Annotated in this window: 21 protein-coding genes; 18 read left to right on the plus strand and 3 right to left on the minus strand. The window is 42.0% G+C overall.

Going from position 1 to position 16,801, the window contains the following annotated elements; genetic code table 11:
- Window positions 1-31 precede the first annotated feature (31 nt).
- Entirely contained in the window at window positions 32-892 is an 861-nt protein-coding gene (locus NYE56_RS07170) for a metallophosphoesterase (RefSeq protein ID WP_003232400.1), read from the minus strand.
- Between the two features lie 142 nt (window positions 893-1,034).
- Here NYE56_RS07170 and fadH point away from each other — a divergent pair, with 142 nt between their 5' ends.
- The 13 genes from fadH to NYE56_RS07235 all read left to right on the plus strand — a co-directional run bounded on the left by fadH (window position 1,035) and on the right by NYE56_RS07235 (window position 10,799).
- Window positions 1,035-1,799 (plus strand): 2,4-dienoyl-CoA reductase, encoded by a 765-nt coding sequence (fadH, locus tag NYE56_RS07175; RefSeq protein ID WP_341283666.1) that lies wholly within the window; start codon window positions 1,035-1,037, stop codon window positions 1,797-1,799.
- 63 nt (window positions 1,800-1,862) lie between these two features.
- Entirely contained in the window at window positions 1,863-3,086 is a 1,224-nt protein-coding gene (locus NYE56_RS07180) for an EAL domain-containing protein (RefSeq protein ID WP_021479390.1), read from the plus strand.
- Window positions 3,087-3,731: 645 nt separating this feature from the next.
- Complete coding sequence (locus tag NYE56_RS07185) at window positions 3,732-3,971, plus strand: YkuJ family protein (RefSeq protein ID WP_003218671.1); 240 nt, start codon at window positions 3,732-3,734, stop codon at window positions 3,969-3,971.
- A 110-nt stretch (window positions 3,972-4,081) separates the two neighbouring features.
- Entirely contained in the window at window positions 4,082-4,600 is a 519-nt protein-coding gene (locus NYE56_RS07190) for a ribonuclease H-like YkuK family protein (RefSeq protein ID WP_003232389.1), read from the plus strand.
- Between the two features lie 133 nt (window positions 4,601-4,733).
- Window positions 4,734-4,931: an AbrB antirepressor AbbA gene (gene abbA / locus NYE56_RS07195; protein WP_010886502.1), complete on the plus strand. Its 198-nt coding sequence runs from the start codon at window positions 4,734-4,736 to the stop codon at window positions 4,929-4,931.
- Between the two features lie 137 nt (window positions 4,932-5,068).
- Window positions 5,069-5,512, plus strand: a complete 444-nt coding sequence (gene cbpB, locus NYE56_RS07200; protein ID WP_003218674.1) for a cyclic-di-AMP-binding protein CbpB — start codon at window positions 5,069-5,071, stop codon at window positions 5,510-5,512.
- Between the two features lie 147 nt (window positions 5,513-5,659).
- Entirely contained in the window at window positions 5,660-6,541 is an 882-nt protein-coding gene (ccpC, locus tag NYE56_RS07205; protein ID WP_003232387.1) for a transcriptional regulator CcpC, read from the plus strand.
- Window positions 6,542-6,652: 111 nt separating this feature from the next.
- A complete protein-coding gene (locus NYE56_RS07210) occupies window positions 6,653-7,129 on the plus strand; it encodes a flavodoxin (protein ID WP_046160340.1) in 477 nt (158 codons plus the stop codon).
- Window positions 7,119-8,012, plus strand: coding sequence for a WD40/YVTN/BNR-like repeat-containing protein (locus NYE56_RS07215; RefSeq protein ID WP_088325781.1), 894 nt, complete (start codon window positions 7,119-7,121; stop codon window positions 8,010-8,012). The genes NYE56_RS07210 and NYE56_RS07215 overlap by 11 nt, the downstream gene beginning before the upstream one ends.
- Window positions 8,013-8,027: 15 nt before the next feature.
- Window positions 8,028-8,483 (plus strand): flavodoxin, encoded by a 456-nt coding sequence (locus NYE56_RS07220; protein WP_032721472.1) that lies wholly within the window; start codon window positions 8,028-8,030, stop codon window positions 8,481-8,483.
- A gap of 104 nt (window positions 8,484-8,587) precedes the next feature.
- The gene (gene dapD, locus NYE56_RS07225) at window positions 8,588-9,298 is read left to right on the plus strand and encodes a 2,3,4,5-tetrahydropyridine-2,6-dicarboxylate N-acetyltransferase (protein ID WP_003218680.1); all 711 of its coding nucleotides are present in this window, start codon (window positions 8,588-8,590) and stop codon (window positions 9,296-9,298) included.
- Between the two features lie 69 nt (window positions 9,299-9,367).
- Window positions 9,368-10,492: an N-acetyldiaminopimelate deacetylase gene (locus NYE56_RS07230; protein WP_341283667.1), complete on the plus strand. Its 1,125-nt coding sequence runs from the start codon at window positions 9,368-9,370 to the stop codon at window positions 10,490-10,492.
- A gap of 61 nt (window positions 10,493-10,553) precedes the next feature.
- The gene (locus NYE56_RS07235) at window positions 10,554-10,799 is read left to right on the plus strand and encodes a YkuS family protein (RefSeq protein ID WP_003232382.1); all 246 of its coding nucleotides are present in this window, start codon (window positions 10,554-10,556) and stop codon (window positions 10,797-10,799) included.
- Between the two features lie 36 nt (window positions 10,800-10,835).
- On the opposite strand, the gene mscT is transcribed toward NYE56_RS07235, so the two are convergent.
- Entirely contained in the window at window positions 10,836-11,639 is an 804-nt protein-coding gene (gene mscT / locus NYE56_RS07240) for a small-conductance mechanosensitive channel protein MscT (protein ID WP_003244994.1), read from the minus strand.
- A 233-nt stretch (window positions 11,640-11,872) separates the two neighbouring features.
- Between mscT and ahpA the strand changes: the two genes are divergently transcribed.
- The 3 genes from ahpA (at window position 11,873) to rok (ending at window position 13,983) form a co-directional block, all read left to right on the plus strand.
- A complete protein-coding gene (ahpA, locus tag NYE56_RS07245) occupies window positions 11,873-12,415 on the plus strand; it encodes a biofilm-specific peroxidase AhpA (RefSeq protein ID WP_003245371.1) in 543 nt (180 codons plus the stop codon).
- 71 nt (window positions 12,416-12,486) lie between these two features.
- Window positions 12,487-12,933 carry a thiol-disulfide oxidoreductase YkuV gene (gene ykuV / locus NYE56_RS07250; protein WP_015252187.1) on the plus strand — a complete coding sequence of 149 codons (447 nt, stop codon included), beginning with the start codon at window positions 12,487-12,489 and terminating at the stop codon, window positions 12,931-12,933.
- Between the two features lie 465 nt (window positions 12,934-13,398).
- Complete coding sequence (rok, locus tag NYE56_RS07255; protein WP_014113628.1) at window positions 13,399-13,983, plus strand: transcriptional regulator Rok; 585 nt, start codon at window positions 13,399-13,401, stop codon at window positions 13,981-13,983.
- Between the two features lie 40 nt (window positions 13,984-14,023).
- On the opposite strand, the gene cse15 is transcribed toward rok, so the two are convergent.
- Window positions 14,024-14,989, minus strand: coding sequence for a spore protein Cse15 (gene cse15, locus NYE56_RS07260; protein WP_160243960.1), 966 nt, complete (start codon window positions 14,987-14,989; stop codon window positions 14,024-14,026).
- 136 nt (window positions 14,990-15,125) lie between these two features.
- On the opposite strand from cse15, the gene NYE56_RS07265 reads away from it, so the two are divergent.
- Window positions 15,126-15,725, plus strand: a complete 600-nt coding sequence (locus NYE56_RS07265) for a molybdenum cofactor guanylyltransferase (RefSeq protein WP_123373511.1) — start codon at window positions 15,126-15,128, stop codon at window positions 15,723-15,725.
- 49 nt (window positions 15,726-15,774) lie between these two features.
- Complete coding sequence (locus NYE56_RS07270) at window positions 15,775-16,794, plus strand: molybdopterin-synthase adenylyltransferase MoeB (RefSeq protein WP_341283668.1); 1,020 nt, start codon at window positions 15,775-15,777, stop codon at window positions 16,792-16,794.
- The last annotated feature ends 7 nt before the right edge of the window (window positions 16,795-16,801 follow it).

The following is a 16,801-nucleotide window of genomic DNA, read 5'->3' on the forward strand; positions in this document are numbered from 1 at the left end:
TAAGTATTGATGAGGAGCCCATCCTGCTACATTAATTTGTGCTTTTTAAGGTGAAGACAGTGATTTCAGGCTTGGCCAGAAACCGCAAAGGCAGCCTGGTCATCCCGAGGCCTCGGTTTACGTAAATATGAGTGCTGCCCGTTTGATACATTCCCTCTGTGTAGACTTTTCCATATGGAGGCGTAATAATCGGTCCGTAAAAAGGCAGCTGAATCTGACCGCCGTGTGTATGGCCGGAAAGCTGAAGGTTCACGGGATAGTCTGTTGTTTTCAAGGCCGCATCAGGTTCATGGACGAGAAGAATGGAAAAAAGTCTGTCGCTCAGCCTTGAAAGGGTGCCTTCATAATCTGGGTTTCCCAGCATTAAGTCATCAAGCGAAGCAATTTCGATTTTGCTGCCATCTGCCAGTGACAATGTTTGATAGCCATTGCGATATACCGTGAAACCGCCGGCCGTCATCAGGCTTTTGTAAACGGCAGTTCCATAGCCTCCGTGATCATGATTGCCGTAAATACAAAGCTTGCCGAAGGGAGCATTAAGCTTTCTCAATAATGGAATGACTGCCTGGTGGTGCTGGTACGTATCAGGATTATCGATAATATCACCTGTAAAAACAATGAGATCAGGTTTAGATTCATTAATTGTAAGAATGACAGTTTTTAAGTCTTCGAGAGTAAAGTAATCACTCAAGTGTGCATCGCTGAACTGCACGATTTTAAAACCGTCAAATCCGTGCGGGATGAGAGAGCTTTTTATTGTGTGTTCGGTTGTCTCGATCATATGCGGCTCGAGATACCTGGCATAGCCATATCCCCCGCCGGCCGTTAAAGCCCCGGCAGCAAGAGCGCCGAACATTCCTTTTAGAAATTGTCTTCTGGACATCTTTTTCATTTCAAACCAACCTTTAATAGAGTTTTTCTATTATATCATCTGTATCTGATAAAAATCTCATATGAGCATGTGCTGACAGAGGCAGGGATATAATGATAGAATATTATTGAATGAATACTCATTCACAATTGGAGGGATAAACATGGAAAAAAAGGCGGTAATTATTACCGGCGGGTCAAGCGGCATGGGAAAAGCGATGGCAAAAAAACAGGCTGAATTAGGGTGGCACGTTATGGTGACAGGGAGGAACCATGAAGCACTTGAGGAAACAAAAAAAGAAATTGAGACCTTTGAGGGACAGGTCGCTTGTTTTCAAATGGATGTCCGTTCCGATTCCGCCGCTTCAGACATGATTAAAGAAGCGATAAAAGCCTTTGGCCGGCTTGACGCGCTGATTAACAACGCGGCCGGAAACTTTATTTGTCCGGCAGAAAAGCTGACGCCCAATGGATGGAAAGCCGTTATTGAGATTGTTTTAAACGGCACATTTTTTTGCAGCCAAGCAGCGGCAAGGCATTGGATTGACCAGAAGCAGCAGGGTGTCATTTTAAATATGGCAGCCACGTACGCTTGGGGAGCGGGAGCGGGGGTCGTTCATTCCGCTGCAGCCAAAGCAGGGGTATTGTCATTGACAAGAACGCTGGCCGTTGAATGGGGGAGCAAATACGGCATTCGCACAAACGCTATAGCCCCCGGACCGATTGAACGAACAGGCGGTGCGGAGAAGCTATTTGAATCGGAAAAAGCGATGGCCCGTACGATGAACAGTGTGCCGCTCGGCCGATTGGGCACACCGGAGGAAATCGCCGCTTTGGCAGCGTTTTTGCTTTCTGATGAAGCATCCTATCTAAACGGGGATTGTATCACAATGGACGGAGGGCAATGGCTGAATCCTTATCCGTTTTAAAGAATATTAATCTTTGGATTCAATGTGGTATAATCAGACAAAGATAGAGAAGCAGGTGATAACATGTTGGATCCACTTGATATTTTAACGAACATTGATGATGTCCTTCCATATTACCAGGCGATTTTCAGTGCCGAGGAACAGAAGGTTGTCGGATATGAGGTGCTTGGACGAATTTTGGCAGATTCAGAAATCCAAAGTCTCGGGCCCTTCTTTTTAGATGCGGGGATACCCGAAGAATATAAATTAGAGGTTGATAACAGAATTATCCGCCAGGCTCTTGACCGCTTTTTAGAGGCGGATTCTGATCTGCTGATTTTTATGAATCAGGATGCTAATCTGCTGATGCTGGATCATGGTGAAAGCTTTCTGGAGCTTCTGAAAGAATATGAAGCGAAGGGAATCGAACTCCACCGTTTTGTGCTTGAAATTACAGAGCACAATTTTGAAGGGGATATTGAGCAGCTCTACCATATGCTTGCATACTATCGTACATACGGAATTAAAATCGCAGTTGACAACATCGGAAAAGAAAGCAGCAACTTGGACAGAATCGCGCTGCTCTCACCAGATCTGTTAAAAATCGATTTGCAGGCGCTGAAAGTGTCACAGCCGTCACCGTCATATGAGCATGTGCTGTACAGCATCTCTTTATTAGCAAGAAAAATCGGTGCGGCGCTGCTGTATGAAGACATTGAGGCGAACTTCCAGCTTCAGTACGCCTGGAGAAACGGAGGCCGCTATTTTCAGGGCTATTACTTGGTGTCTCCATCTGAAACGTTTCTAGAGAGAGATGTATTGAAACATAGACTAAAAACTGAATTTCACCAATTTATCACACATGAGAAAAAGAAACTGGAAACCGTCTATGAGCACTCTGAACAGTTTTACAAACGAGTGCATCAGGCTGTGACCTCTTTGAGAAAAAACAATCTGTCTTCTGATGATGACTTTATTAAAAAGCTGGCGGAAGAGCTGACAGATTGCAGCTTCAGGATTTACATGTGTGATGAAGAAGGCGATCAGCTGACGGGAAATGTGTTTAAGCAGGACGGAGAATGGATTTATCAGCCGGAATATGCGGAAAAGAACTGGAGCTGGCGCCCTTATTTTCTGGAGAACATTATGAGAATGAGAAATCTCAGAAAAGGTTTTTTCAGTGATCTGTACAGTGATTTGGAAACAGGTGAAATGATCAGAACGTTTTCGTATCCGATGGATGATCAGATGTATTTATTTATAGACTTGCCTTATTCTTATTTATATGAGCAGGACGGACTGATTTAACGGCTGAAAGGCCGTTTTTTTTATGAATTGAAAAAAATATCAAAAAAACGATTGACATTGATACTGAGAATCATTATCATTTAATTATAGAGAGAAGCTACTCTCTGTTCCCCAACCCCTCTATCAGATCAAGATCCGAAAAAACTTGGCGCTACCCCCGCCAAGTTTTTTATTTGTCAAAGCATAGGACAATCCAATGAAACAATAAACCTAACTAGTGGTAAACGTTTAACACGGGGAGAAACATTCAGTGCCGAACACCCCTGACACTGCTGCACGGGTGAGGAGGAAAATTCGTTCTAAATGTTTATTTCAGTTCCGTTGTGTACCTCTATCCAGCATGACTCCCATTGATTATGGCCACGCGGGACTTCACCAGAAAATTCAAAAGAAGGTTTTGACAAAGTTGCAAAAAGGCATTCTTAATGCTGCCAAAGATTCGAAAAAAATTATAATTGTGTGCATGACATTCAAAAAAAGCCTCAAACTAAAGAAAAATAGTTTTTTTCACTTTTTTTCTTTGCTTAAATTCAGCAGTGAAAATGCCATCCTGTCCGACTTTATGGTATGATGCTCAATAGAACTTGTATTATAATAAATACTTGTTGATTTGAAGTTGCTTTTTGAAAGGAGTCTTTTTTTAGAATGTCACAATTAATGGGTATCATCACACGGCTGCAAAGTCTGCAAGAAACAGCGGAAGCGGCTAACGAGCCAATGCAGCGCTATTTCGAAGTGAATGGTGAGAAAATATGCAGTGTTAAATATTTCGAAAAAAATCAAACGTTTGAACTGACGGTTTTCCAAAAAGGTGAAAAACCTAACACATATCCGTTTGATAATATCGACATGGTTTCCATCGAAATCTTTGAACTTCTTCAGTAAGATTCCTGAAATAGGGGGGAACAAGCTTCCGCCTTTGCAAAAGTAATCGAAATAAACGGTAAGGAACATACTTGTTTCATGGTTGTAAATCCTTGAAAAGGAGTGTCGTGATGGCTGATTCTTTTCTGTTTTATAATCTTTCAGAAGCACAGATGACCTTTCAAGATGTGATGGAACGGCTTAAAGCCTTTGTTCAAAAGGACCCCCGTTCTTCTTATGTGTTATCGATCGGAACCGATTCACAGGTTTACCGCGATTACACAAAGTTTATTACCGCATTGCATTTGCATCGTACAGGCAAGGGAGCTTGGGGCTGCTTGAAAAATCATACAGTCGACAGACCCATACATAGCCTTCGGGAGAAGATTTCGTTAGAAACGGCGTACAGCCAAGAAACGGCCGCTCATATTCTTGATGGACACTTAATGGATATTACCGATCTGCTCCTGCCCTTTACCGGTGAGGGGGCGGATCTTACCTTTGAAGTTCACTTGGATATTGGGAAAAAAGGGCTTACAAAAGATCTGATCCAAGAAATGACTGGACGTATTACCTCCATGGGGATTGAGGCCAAAATAAAGCCGGATTCATACACTGCCTTCAGCTATGCAAATCGTTTCACAAAATAATTTGGCTGAAAAAGCCAAGGTAAATGTCGAATTATGCGGTTGACGTTTGTTATCTGATTACTTATTCTAGCGGTAGAGCTGAAAGTAAGTTGTCTTGCTTTCAGAGGTATTCAGTATAAAACAGGGGGCCTGATTGCGAATGAGTCTTATCGGTGAACGATTTACAGAAGAAGAACAAAAACTTCTGCTGAATATCCTGATCAACCATGAGTATGCCATCGAGCTATTAAGCAGTGAGATCAACGATATAGAGACAGGGACCAAAAACGTTGACGGAACCACCTACAAAAAACTTGTAACGCTATACGACCGATTTCGATTTGAAAATTAATGGGACACCCTATAATTGATACTCCACAAAGAGTATCTTTTTTATTGAAAGGAAACTTTTCGACAAATACTGATAAAGTTTATATTATTGCAATATAGGGAATGTATTGATGATGAAAATGAAAAGGGGTCGAAAACATGATAAGCTTACAATCAGATCAACTTCTTGAGGCAACAGTCGGACAATTTATGATTGAGGCGGACAAAGTAGCGCACGTGCAAGTCGGAAATAACCTTGAGCACGCATTATTAGTATTGACAAAAACCGGATACACAGCCATCCCGGTTCTGGATCCTTCCTATCGTTTACATGGCTTAATCGGGACAAATATGATCATGAACAGTATTTTTGGACTTGAGCGAATTGAGTTTGAAAAGCTTGACCAAATCACTGTTGAGGAAGTCATGCTGACCGATATTCCGCGCCTTCATATCAATGACCCGATTATGAAGGGATTCGGCATGGTCATTAATAACGGATTTGTCTGTGTTGAAAATGACGAGCAGGTTTTTGAAGGGATTTTTACGAGAAGAGTCGTTTTAAAGGAATTGAATAAGCATATACGCTCATTGAATAAGTAGGCTGTACGGCCTATTTTTATTATATAGGCAGAGTGAAAAAAGAAAGCGCATACATAATTTAAACGAGAATAGGGCTTGAATAAGAAACTAAGATTTTATTAGAATGGGAGATAAGAAAAACTTATTGATAACAAAAAGGAGGACGACATGCAGCTTCAAGAGCTTCATATGCTCGTAGTTTTAGCTGAGGAATTAAATATGAGAAAGGCGGCAGAACGGCTTTTTGTATCTCAGCCGGCTTTATCTCAGCGCTTACAAACCATTGAAAAGGCGTGGGGAACAAAAATCTTTTTAAGATCCCAAAAAGGATTAACGGTAACGCCCGCCGGTGAGAAAATCATTCAGTTTGCGAATGATGTGACATTAGAGCAGGAAAGAATAAGAGAAAATATTGACGAGCTTGAAGGTGAAATTCACGGCACATTGAAGCTTGCCGTCGCCTCCATAATCGGTCAGCATTGGCTCCCTAAAGTCCTGAAGACGTATGTGGAAAAGTATCCGAATGCAAAGATCTCGCTCATAACCGGGTGGAGCAGCGAAATGCTGAAAAGCTTGTATGAGGATCAGGTTCATATCGGCATTATAAGAGGCAACCCTGAGTGGAAGGGGCGCAAAGATTACTTAATGACAGATCATCTGTATTTAGTAGATACTGAAATTTCCTGCATCGAAGATATTGCCCATACAGAACGGCCGTTTATCCAGTTTAAAAGTGACAGCACTTATTTTCAGGAAATTCAGCACTGGTGGCATCAAAAATTTAAAACGTCGCCGAAACAGACGATATTGGTTGATCAGATTGAAACGTGCAAACAGATGGCGCTGCACGGAATCGGTTATGCCATTTTGCCGTCTGTTACCCTTCAAAATGAAGATAAAGTGAATAAAATGCCTCTTTTAGACATGAAAGGGCATCCGATCGGTCGGGATACATGGTTATTAGGCTATGAGCCTGCCTTTGAACTGAAACAAGTTCAAGCTTTTGTACAAGTGATAAAGGATATGCTGGATCAGGAAAATCCATTTTAAAGACAGCGAGGTGCTGTCTTTTTTTTATTTATCTGTTGACAATGAAAATCATTATCATTTAAAGTGATACATATGATATTGAAAATCATTATCAATTAACGGGGTGATAACATGGCTAAAGCCTTGATTACATATGCCAGCATGTCAGGAAATACAGAAGACATTGCCTTCATAATAAAAGATACACTTCAGGAATATGAGTTGGATATCGATTGTGTCGAGATAGATGATGTGGATGCGTCTTGTTTAACCTCCTATGATTATGTACTGATTGGCACCTATACATGGGGGGACGGCGATTTGCCCTACGAAGCGGAGGATTTTTTCGAAGAGGTCAAACAGCTTCAGCTTAATGGTTTAAAAACAGCCTGCTTCGGGTCTGGCGATTATTCTTATCCAAAGTTTTGCGAAGCGGTGAATTTGTTCAATGTCATGCTGCAAGAGGCGGGAGCTGCTGTTTACCAGGAAACACTAAAAATTGAATTAGCGCCTGAAACAGATGAAGATGTGGAAAGCTGCCGAGCGTTTGCGAGAGGTTTTCTTGCATGGGCAGATTATATGAACAAGGAAAAAAGCCATGTTTCATAAAGGAGCAACTGCTGTTACGGCATCGGCGTTTTCTGGATATTTTGTGGCGGTACAAAGAGAAGGCATTTTTCATTATTCTTTGGAGCAGGGCTGGAGAAAGCTTTTTCGTTTGAAAAGTAAGATACACTGTATCAGCTACATAGGGCCTTACTTATTTGGCGTTGGTGAAAAGGGAACAGTCATTCGTTCGGCTGATGAAGGGAAAACCTGGACGATGTCGAGCTTTCCGACAAATGCAACAGTGTGGGCGATTACCGGCAGAAACAACGGGTTTGTCTGCGCCCACGGTAAGCATTGTATTTATGTATCGGATGATTTTGGTGTCTCATGGCGCGTAGCCAAACCTTTTGCCGAATTTCATAATCCCCCTGTTATCCGGTCTCTATGCCTTCACGGGGGCAATCTTTTTATCGGCACGCAAATACACGCATATTTTGGCGGCATTTGGGCTTACGACATTAAGCGTGACACTGTCCAAGTTGTCAAAAAAGAAAAAAACCGGATGACGGCATCCATGCTCGTGTTCAATGAAAATTGGCTGGTGGCGGCGATGGGTTCTGTGAAAGGAAAGCACGGTGCTGTCACTGTACGGAATCTTTTGAATGGTGAAGAATTTATCATTCAATCCAGTATGATCAGAAAAGAAGAGTCATTTCTTGATCTTTCAGAGGATGATGGCATTATATATGTCACTACAACACAAGATGAAAACGGTTTTTCGAGAATTTACCAGGCTGATCTCGAAGCCCGGTCGTTAAAATGGTTCGATACCATTAAGGGACATGGATGGAGAGTGGCCAATCAGAAAGAGAATTTCTTTTGCGCAGGCTTGTATGAATGTAAATTTGTCCAGCCGTACGAAGTTTCAGCAATGATTCATTAGAGGAGGAACAAGGAATTGGCGAAGATTTTGCTCGTTTATGCAACAATGTCAGGCAACACTGAAGCTATGGCAGATTTGATTGAAAAGGGGCTTCAGGAGGCGGAAGCAGAAGTAGACCGTTTCGAAGCAATGGATATTGATGATGCCCAGCTGTTTACCGATTATGACCATATCATAATGGGAACCTATACGTGGGGAGACGGAGATCTGCCTGATGAATTTTTAGATCTGGCTGAAGACATGGATGAGATTGATTTTTCCGGCAAAACATGCGCTGTATTCGGTTCCGGTGATACAGCATATGAATTTTTCTGCGGAGCGGTTGATACGCTAGAGGCAAAAATAAAAGAACGCGGTGGAGACATTGTGCTGCCTTCGGTAAAAATCGAAAATAATCCTGAAGGTGAAGAAGAGGAAGAATTAATAAACTTTGGGAGACAATTCGCAAAGAAAAGCGGGTGCGCTGTCTGATCACTCACTGGGAACTGCTAAAACGGCTGTTCCTTTTTTTCTTGTCTTTGTATCTTTCCTTTGATACAGTAATGAGGTAGAAAATCAGGAGGAGGACTATACATATGAAAATGATGGACGCAAATGAAATTATTTCATTTATTCAAAATAGTACAAAATCAACACCTGTAAAGGTTTACGTGAAAGGTGAGCTGGAAGGAATCAATTTCGGCGAATCTGCGAAAGCTTTTATCAACGGAAACACTGGTGTCGTTTTCGGTGAGTGGAGCGAAATCCAAACAGCAATCGAAGAAAACCAAAGCAAAATCGAAGACTATGTGGTTGAAAATGACCGCCGCAATTCTGCGATCCCAATGCTTGATCTTAAAAACATTAAAGCGCGTATCGAGCCGGGCGCGATCATCCGCGACCAAGTTGAAATCGGCGATAACGCAGTCATCATGATGGGTGCTTCTATTAATATCGGTTCAGTCATCGGCGAAGGCACAATGATTGATATGAACGTTGTGCTTGGCGGACGAGCTACTGTCGGAAAAAACTGCCATATCGGCGCGGGTTCTGTACTTGCGGGCGTTATTGAGCCGCCATCCGCTAAACCGGTTGTGATTGAAGACGACGTCGTAATCGGCGCAAATGCTGTTGTGCTTGAAGGTGTAACAGTAGGTAAAGGAGCTGTTGTTGCTGCGGGAGCGATCGTGGTAAACGACGTTGAGCCATACACTGTCGTTGCAGGCACACCAGCTAAAAAAATCAAAGACATTGATGAAAAAACAAAAGGCAAAACTGAAATCAAGCAGGAATTACGCCAGCTGTAAGGAAAAGTTTGATAAAAAAGGCGTGGATAATATATCCACGCCTTATTCGTATAGGCAGGAGGAATAGAAATGAAGAAAGAGGAGCTCATCGCAATTCGCAGAGATCTGCATCGTATACCGGAGCTTGGATTTCAGGAGATCAAAACCCAGCAGTATTTATTAAATGTCTTGGAACAATATCCGCAAGACAGAATTGAAATTGAGAAATGGCGAACAGGGCTTTTTGTAAAAGTGAACGGGACGGCGCCGGAAAAAATGCTGGCGTACAGAGCGGATATCGATGCGCTTTCTATAGAAGAGCAAACTGGTCTTCCATTCGCATCAGAGCATCACGGCAACATGCACGCCTGCGGTCACGATTTGCATATGACGATTGCACTCGGCATTATTGATTATTTTGTTCACCACCCAGTCAAACATGATTTGCTTTTTCTGTTTCAGCCGGCAGAGGAAGGGCCTGGCGGTGCGGAACCAATGCTTGAGAGCGATGTATTAAAAAAGTGGCAGCCTGATTTCATCACTGCGCTTCATATTGCTCCAGAGCTTCCGGTAGGCACCATTGCGACAAAAAGCGGCCTTCTATTTGCGAATACATCAGAGCTAGTCATCGATCTGGAAGGCAGAGGGGGACATGCGGCATATCCGCATTTGGCTGAGGATATGGTTGTAGCGGCAAGTACACTTGTCACCCAGCTGCAAACGATTATCTCTAGAAACACAGATCCGCTAGACAGTGCTGTTATTACAGTTGGTACCATTACCGGAGGCTCGGCACAAAATATCATTGCGGAAACGGCCCACCTGGAAGGCACGATCCGCACGCTTTCTGAAGAATCGATGAAACAGGTAAAGGAACGGATTGAAGATGTAGTGAAAGGAATCGAAATCGGATTCCGCTGCAAAGGAAAAGTGACATATCCGTCTGTATATCACCAAGTTTACAATACGAGCGGATTAACAGAAGAATTTATGTCTTTTGTTGCTGAACATCAACTGGCGACAGTAATTGAAGCAAAAGAAGCAATGACTGGGGAGGATTTTGGCTATATGCTGAAAAAATATCCCGGCTTCATGTTCTGGCTCGGCGCTGATTCTGAACATGGGCTTCATCACGCTAAGCTGAATCCCGATGAAAATGCGATAGAAACAGCGATTAATGTCATGACAGGTTATTTTTCTGTTTATGCCAATTAAGTACAAATGAAAGAATAAAATTCCATAAAATGAGCACTCTAGTAAACGGAGGTGTTCAAAAATGGCTAAAAAAATTGGAATTGAACAATCGTTATCAGATGTAGAAGCTGCTTTAAAAGAAAAAGGATATGACGTTGTAATGATGAAAAGCCCTGCTGATGCTCAAGGCTGTGACTGCTGTGTCGTAACAGGTCTTGATAATAATGTGCAAGGGATAGCCGATACGGTAACACAAGCACCTGTCATTACAGCTTCCGGGATGACGGCTGAAGAAATTTGCAGCGAAGTTGAAAGCAGAATTCAGTAACATAAAAACCGAAGCAAAAAGCTTCGGTTCTTTTATTTATTCTGTTTCTTTAGGGAAAGCGCGGTCGAACGCGTTCTTTATTTCTTTTCTCAACACTCGTTCGACTCGCCACTGTTCCATATTTTCTGTTTTGGCAATGACCCTGATCACAATTTCAGAAGTCCCCAGTTCTTGAATCCCGATGACATTTGGGCCTTCTTTTATTTGTGGAAGAGCCGCTGCCGTTTCATCACAAACCTGCTGTAAAATATGAATCATTTCATCAATATTTCTTTCAGCCGGCACTTTAATATCAACAAGAGCCTGCATGGTACCACGAGAATGATTGCTCACGTTTGTGATGTTTCTGTTGGGGATGTAATGCAGTGTTCCGTCAAAGCTGCGGATTTGAGTTGTTCTTAAGCCAACCTGCTCGACAATTCCGTCAAAGGTGGAAACGGTAATATAATCTCCGACATCCAATTGTTTCTCAAGCAAAATAAAAAAACCTGTCACGATATCACTGACAAGCCCTTGGGCGCCAAATCCGACAGCCAGGCCGACGATTCCTGCCCCCGCTAAAAGAGCGCTTGGATCGTAATGAAACAAATCTAGAACCATGACGAAGAATATAAAAATCAAAGTATAAGCAAATATGTTAAGAGTCAGGCTTCGGAGCGTATGTGCACGTCCGATAGACAAGCTATTCTGCTCCTCGAATTTTGCAAACAGATGTTTAATGATTTTCATGCCTAATGATCGAACGATAAAATAGAGCAATATCATAATGGCGAGTTTAATGAGCAGAACACCGGCATTTGTAATCAGTCCCGCCCAATCATATTGTTTAATAAAGTCCATGTTGAGCTCCTTTTCTAATTGATTGCTGCACATTGAGGCTAGTTACCCTGTATATGACCATGTTAAACGTTTTATTCAAAAATGTCGAAGCCAAAGACATACATGATTTGTTAAAAATTGACTCAGGAAATCTGCTTTTATATAATGGCATTGCAATATAACTGAAAATGGTTAATCACCCTTTATTTTCATGCGATTTTGACTAAGCCAAACAATAAATTGGAGGGATACATATGGCAGAACGTATGGTAGGTAAACAAGCTCCTCGTTTTGAAATGGAAGCAGTCCTTGCAAGCAAAGAATTCGGCAAAGTAAGTCTTGAGGAAAACATGAAAAACGACAAATGGACAGTGCTGTTCTTCTATCCAATGGATTTCACTTTTGTTTGTCCGACAGAAATTACAGCAATGTCTGACCGCTATGACGAGTTCGAAGATCTTGATGCAGAAGTCATCGGGGTTTCAACTGATACCATCCATACTCATTTAGCTTGGATCAATACAGACCGCAAAGAAAACGGTCTTGGCCAGCTGAAATACCCGCTTGCTGCTGATACAAACCATGAGGTATCCCGGGAATATGGCGTTTTAATCGAAGAAGAAGGTGTGGCTTTGCGCGGATTGTTTATTATTAATCCTGAAGGGGAGCTTCAATATCAAACTGTTTTCCATAACAACATTGGGCGTGATGTTGATGAAACGCTTCGTGTTCTTCAGGCGCTGCAAACTGGCGGACTCTGTCCGGCTAACTGGAAACCAGGCCAAAAAACACTTTAATTCTTTCCAAGAACGAAAAGCGGTCTAGCATATTCGTTAGGCCTTTCTGTTAAATAGGAGGGAAAAAAGCAATGAAATTACGTCAGCCCATGCCGGAATTGACGGGAGAAAAAGCTTGGTTAAATGGTGAAGTGACGAGAGAGCAATTGATTGGGGAAAAGCCGACGCTTATTCATTTCTGGTCCATCAGCTGCCACTTGTGCAAAGAAGCGATGCCGCAAGTGAATGAATTTCGTGATAAATATCAAGATCAGCTGAATGTTGTAGCTGTACACATGCCCCGTTCCGAAGATGATCTTGATCTTGGTAAAATTAAAGAAACAGCTGCTGAACACGATATCACTCAGCCGATTTTTGTTGACAGTGACCATGCTTTAACCGATGCATTTGAAAATGAATATGTACCTGCATATTATGTGTTTGATAAAACAGGACAGCTCCGTCACTTCCAAGCCGGCGGGAGCGGTATGAAAATGCTTGAAAAACGTGTGAACCGCGTTCTGGCTGAAACGGAATAGGTATCTGACTAAATAGTATTTCCTAAAAACCTGATCACATCAGGTTTTTTATTTGTGCAAAAAGCAATGGAAGAAGAGTAAGAAGCTTATTTTTCCAAATTTGGGTATAGGAATTGATGATTTGTTTGATTGATACGCTAAAAAACACTGCTAATTTTTGATGTTTTTCCTCAATTTTAGATAAATCTCATATCTCATAACTCGAAAATTGTAGATATTACACTAAATTTCTTTAAAGAAGTAAGTAAAATATATATTTTCAACATTATACCAAATAAACTAGAAAGACCCTTGACCCCTTGAGAATAAAGGACTCTTTTGAAAAATAAAACTTTTTCAGAAAATAAGGAATTTTTCATAGAGTAAATATAATAGTAAAATGCTAAAATAATAGTTGATAAAATTACTTTTGTAATCTAATATCTTAATTAAAGATGTTAATTTTGATAGGGGGTACATTGAGGAATGTTTAATGAAAGAGAAGCTTTGCGCTTGCGGTTAGAACAATTAAATGAAGCTGAAGTGAAAGTCATTCGTGAATATCAAATTGAACGTGATAAAATATACGCAAAATTAAGAGAGCTGGACAGAAATGGAAGCCCTTCCGAAATCAAAAAGGATTTCCGTTCTGAAAAAAAACCTGACTCTCTGCCGGTTCTCGCTGAGCTTGCGGCTCAGGAAATCAGAAGCTATCAGCCGCAATCACAGCAGCAGTCTGTTCAGCCTCAGCTTCAATCTATTTCCTCTCTTCCTGCCGGTATACCAGACGGAACAACACGAAGAAGAAGAGGAACGGCAAGACCGGGATCAAAAGCAGCTAAGCTGCGTGAAGCTGCTATTAAAACATTAAAACGCCACAACGCGGCGATTAAGAGCTCGGAGCTTCAAAAAGAGATTGAAAAAGAAAGCGGTCTTGAAATCCCTAATATGACAACGTTTATGCAAAGCTTAATTAAAATGTACCCGGAAGTGAAAAAGCCATATCGCGGGCAGTACATTTTAGAGGGTGAAATCGAATCTGCAGAATCAGCTGAATCAGCTAATGAATAAATATAAAGAAAAACTGCTTGGCATCGCTCAAGCAGTTTTTTTATTGAGGTTTTTTCTGTGAAGGTTTGTTTTCTTTTTCAAGATTAAGCTTATACACCCACTTTTGATAAGGCTTTTCTTCAGCGGCTCTGTTTTTCAGCTCTTCGATTGTATGGCTCTTGGCCTGGTCTGATGATTGGGCGCGGGCAAGCTGTTTTTGGAGCACATGTATCTGTTTGGTGACATCTTCAAGGATGGTCTCTACATGATATGGCTGCGCGTAGGCCGCTGGAGCTTCTTCTTCCGTTTTTTCTTTTTGTTTCGTGCCGCCATCAATATCGGCAAAATGAGAAGCAATCCAGGCATCGCTTTCATCAAGCTGCCGTTTATACGATATAATAGTTTCGTGAAATAATTTTTCTTTCGTTTTTTCTATGTCTAGCAGTCTTTCTTTCGTTTCTATGATTCGATCTTTCATATGATCAACTTCTATTTTAATATGTTTTAGCTGATATTCTTTTTCTACCATTTGCTCTTTTAGACGCCCATTTTCGGCTTTTATCAATTCGGCTTGCTGTTTTGCCATAAGCAGTGCATTTTGTTCTTGCTCAATCGAGGCTTGAAGTTCGCTGATCTGTTTATGAAGATTTTTATTTTCTTCTTCGATTTTGACTTTAGCAATATGAAGTTTATGTTTTTCTTCGATTTCGGCTCTGCGTTTATAGGTTTCAGCAGATAGAAGCTCCTGCAAAACAACGATTTTATCAAGCAGTTCAGCTCTTATTTGGTGCAGGGTTTGGCTGGTGTGGGAGGCATGTTTTTCTTTTGTTGACATATGTGTTAATTCGGCAGACAGCTGCTGGAGTTTTTCTTTCATATCGGTATTTTCTTTGAGCAGTTTGTTATTTTTCTGATGAAAGTAGCTTGCTTCAAGTTCAGAAATCAGCTTATGGCACCTTGAAAGCTCGGATTTTAAATAAAGGTTCTCCTGAGACACGTCGTGGAAAAAAGGACCTGATCTTTTCATTCGAACCATCTCCCTCATGATGTTAACACTACAATATGCAAATACTGAACAGCTATTCCTCTTTAATAAACAGACAAGCAGTAGCGTTGAGCCTTTGCTTTTGCTATGCTTTTAACGAAACTAGAGGTGAGATGATATGAAGCATGTAAACGTACTGCTGGCAGGGGGAGCCTCGCGGCGATTTGGAGAACCGAAGGCGTTTGTCAAATGGAAGGGCAGGATGCTTTACGAATGCGCTAAAGAGGCACTTGGAGAACAAACGGTTATCATCAGCCGTCCCGAATTTATTGATAGATTTCAAGAAAACGGTGAAAATGAAGTGTATCAAGATGCTGAGCCATTTCAAGGCATGGGGCCATTGGCTGGTATATATACCGCTTTTAAAAAGACAGACGGTGATCTTTATACTGTTCTTTCCTGTGACACACCGCTGATACAAAGAAGGACGATGCTGGAGCTCAAACGTCTGATGACTGCCGGTGCGGACGCGGTAGTCCCAATTTCAGACGGACAAGTGCAGCCATTGATTGCGATTTACCACAAACGTATCATGCCAGTTCTATACGATCAGCTTTCTGAGAAGAGGTTGAGAATATCAGATTTATTAGGCAGAATTTCGGTTTGTTACGTACAGGCTGATAGTATCGGAGCAAACCCGGCAGAGTTTATCAACATTAATACACGTGATGATTTTAGCTGTTTGGAAGAAAAATCGAACCCCCTCAAGCGGGACTGACGGGGCAATAACATGATAAGATGACATAAAAGATAAGGAGAACAGTTTGATGGAGGAACGTTATTCACGGCAAATCAGATTTAAGCAAATTGGGGAAAAGGGCCAGAAAAGACTGGCAGACAGCCATGTGCTGATAGTCGGAGCGGGAGCGCTCGGCACTGCAGGAGCTGAAGGGCTTTCGAGAGCGGGAGTCGGTACTATTACCATTATTGACCGTGACTATGTGGAGTGGAGCAATCTTCAAAGGCAGCAGCTTTATACAGAAAGCGATGCCAAACTCCGCATGCCGAAAGCCATGGCTGCCAAAGAGCATCTATCAGCGATTAACAGCGAGATACATATTGAGGCGTATGTTACCGAAGGAACAGCCGAAACGCTTGAGCCGCTGATTGAAAAAGCAGATGTCGTGATCGACGCGACAGATAATTTTGAAACCCGCATGCTGATAAACGATCTTGCCCAGAAAACAAAGACACCTTGGGTCTATGGCGCCTGTGTAAGCAGCCAGGGAATGTTCATGACTGTCATTCCCGGAGAAACCCCTTGTCTGTCTTGTTTGTTTGAGCAAATTCCTGTCGGCGGGGCGACGTGTGATACTGCCGGCATTATTCCGCCTGCTGTGCATATCGTTTCAGCATATCAGCAGGCTGAGGCATTAAAGCTGTTAACCGGCCAAAAAGAAGCAATACAGCGGGGTTTTGTGACATTTGATGTCTGGAACAATTCGCATATGAAGATTAACGTTAATCATGTACGCCCTGAGGAATGCCCATCTTGCGGAGCTAATGCGGTATATCCTTATCTTCAGGATTGGAACACACCAAAAGCTGCTGTACTATGCGGCCGTGATACAGTACAGGTAAGGTCAGAATCATTAAAAAGAATACCGAAACAGGAGCTCATTAAGCGGCTGAAAACAATCGGCAAGGTCGAGGCTAATGCGTTTTTGCTGCATATTTTTTACGAGGATTTCAGAATTGTTATTTTCAATGACGGACGGGCACTGGTGCATGGAACAAATGATGTGAAAGAAGCCAACTCCGTGTTGGCAAGAGTGATTGGACTGTAACAACAGG

The organism is Bacillus sp. FSL R5-0603 (assembly GCF_038050295.1).
GTDB lineage: Bacteria > Bacillota > Bacilli > Bacillales > Bacillaceae > Bacillus > Bacillus subtilis.

Bases quoted from the DNA above. Each gene is read 5' to 3' on its own strand.
- NYE56_RS07170 (WP_003232400.1), bottom strand. From the start codon at position 892: ATGAAAAAGATGTCCAGAAGACAATTTCTAAAAGGAATGTTCGGCGCT.
- fadH (WP_341283666.1), top strand. From the start codon at position 1,035: ATGGAAAAAAAGGCGGTAATTATTACCGGCGGGTCAAGCGGCATGGGA.
- NYE56_RS07180 (WP_021479390.1), top strand. From the start codon at position 1,863: ATGTTGGATCCACTTGATATTTTAACGAACATTGATGATGTCCTTCCA.
- NYE56_RS07185 (WP_003218671.1), top strand. From the start codon at position 3,732: ATGTCACAATTAATGGGTATCATCACACGGCTGCAAAGTCTGCAAGAA.
- NYE56_RS07190 (WP_003232389.1), top strand. From the start codon at position 4,082: ATGGCTGATTCTTTTCTGTTTTATAATCTTTCAGAAGCACAGATGACC.
- cbpB (WP_003218674.1), top strand. From the start codon at position 5,069: ATGATAAGCTTACAATCAGATCAACTTCTTGAGGCAACAGTCGGACAA.
- ccpC (WP_003232387.1), top strand. From the start codon at position 5,660: ATGCAGCTTCAAGAGCTTCATATGCTCGTAGTTTTAGCTGAGGAATTA.
- NYE56_RS07210 (WP_046160340.1), top strand. From the start codon at position 6,653: ATGGCTAAAGCCTTGATTACATATGCCAGCATGTCAGGAAATACAGAA.
- NYE56_RS07215 (WP_088325781.1), top strand. From the start codon at position 7,119: ATGTTTCATAAAGGAGCAACTGCTGTTACGGCATCGGCGTTTTCTGGA.
- dapD (WP_003218680.1), top strand. From the start codon at position 8,588: ATGAAAATGATGGACGCAAATGAAATTATTTCATTTATTCAAAATAGT.
- NYE56_RS07230 (WP_341283667.1), top strand. From the start codon at position 9,368: ATGAAGAAAGAGGAGCTCATCGCAATTCGCAGAGATCTGCATCGTATA.
- NYE56_RS07235 (WP_003232382.1), top strand. From the start codon at position 10,554: ATGGCTAAAAAAATTGGAATTGAACAATCGTTATCAGATGTAGAAGCT.
- mscT (WP_003244994.1), bottom strand. From the start codon at position 11,639: ATGGACTTTATTAAACAATATGATTGGGCGGGACTGATTACAAATGCC.
- ahpA (WP_003245371.1), top strand. From the start codon at position 11,873: ATGGCAGAACGTATGGTAGGTAAACAAGCTCCTCGTTTTGAAATGGAA.
- ykuV (WP_015252187.1), top strand. From the start codon at position 12,487: ATGAAATTACGTCAGCCCATGCCGGAATTGACGGGAGAAAAAGCTTGG.
- rok (WP_014113628.1), top strand. From the start codon at position 13,399: ATGTTTAATGAAAGAGAAGCTTTGCGCTTGCGGTTAGAACAATTAAAT.
- cse15 (WP_160243960.1), bottom strand. From the start codon at position 14,989: ATGAAAAGATCAGGTCCTTTTTTCCACGACGTGTCTCAGGAGAACCTT.
- NYE56_RS07265 (WP_123373511.1), top strand. From the start codon at position 15,126: ATGAAGCATGTAAACGTACTGCTGGCAGGGGGAGCCTCGCGGCGATTT.
- NYE56_RS07270 (WP_341283668.1), top strand. From the start codon at position 15,775: ATGGAGGAACGTTATTCACGGCAAATCAGATTTAAGCAAATTGGGGAA.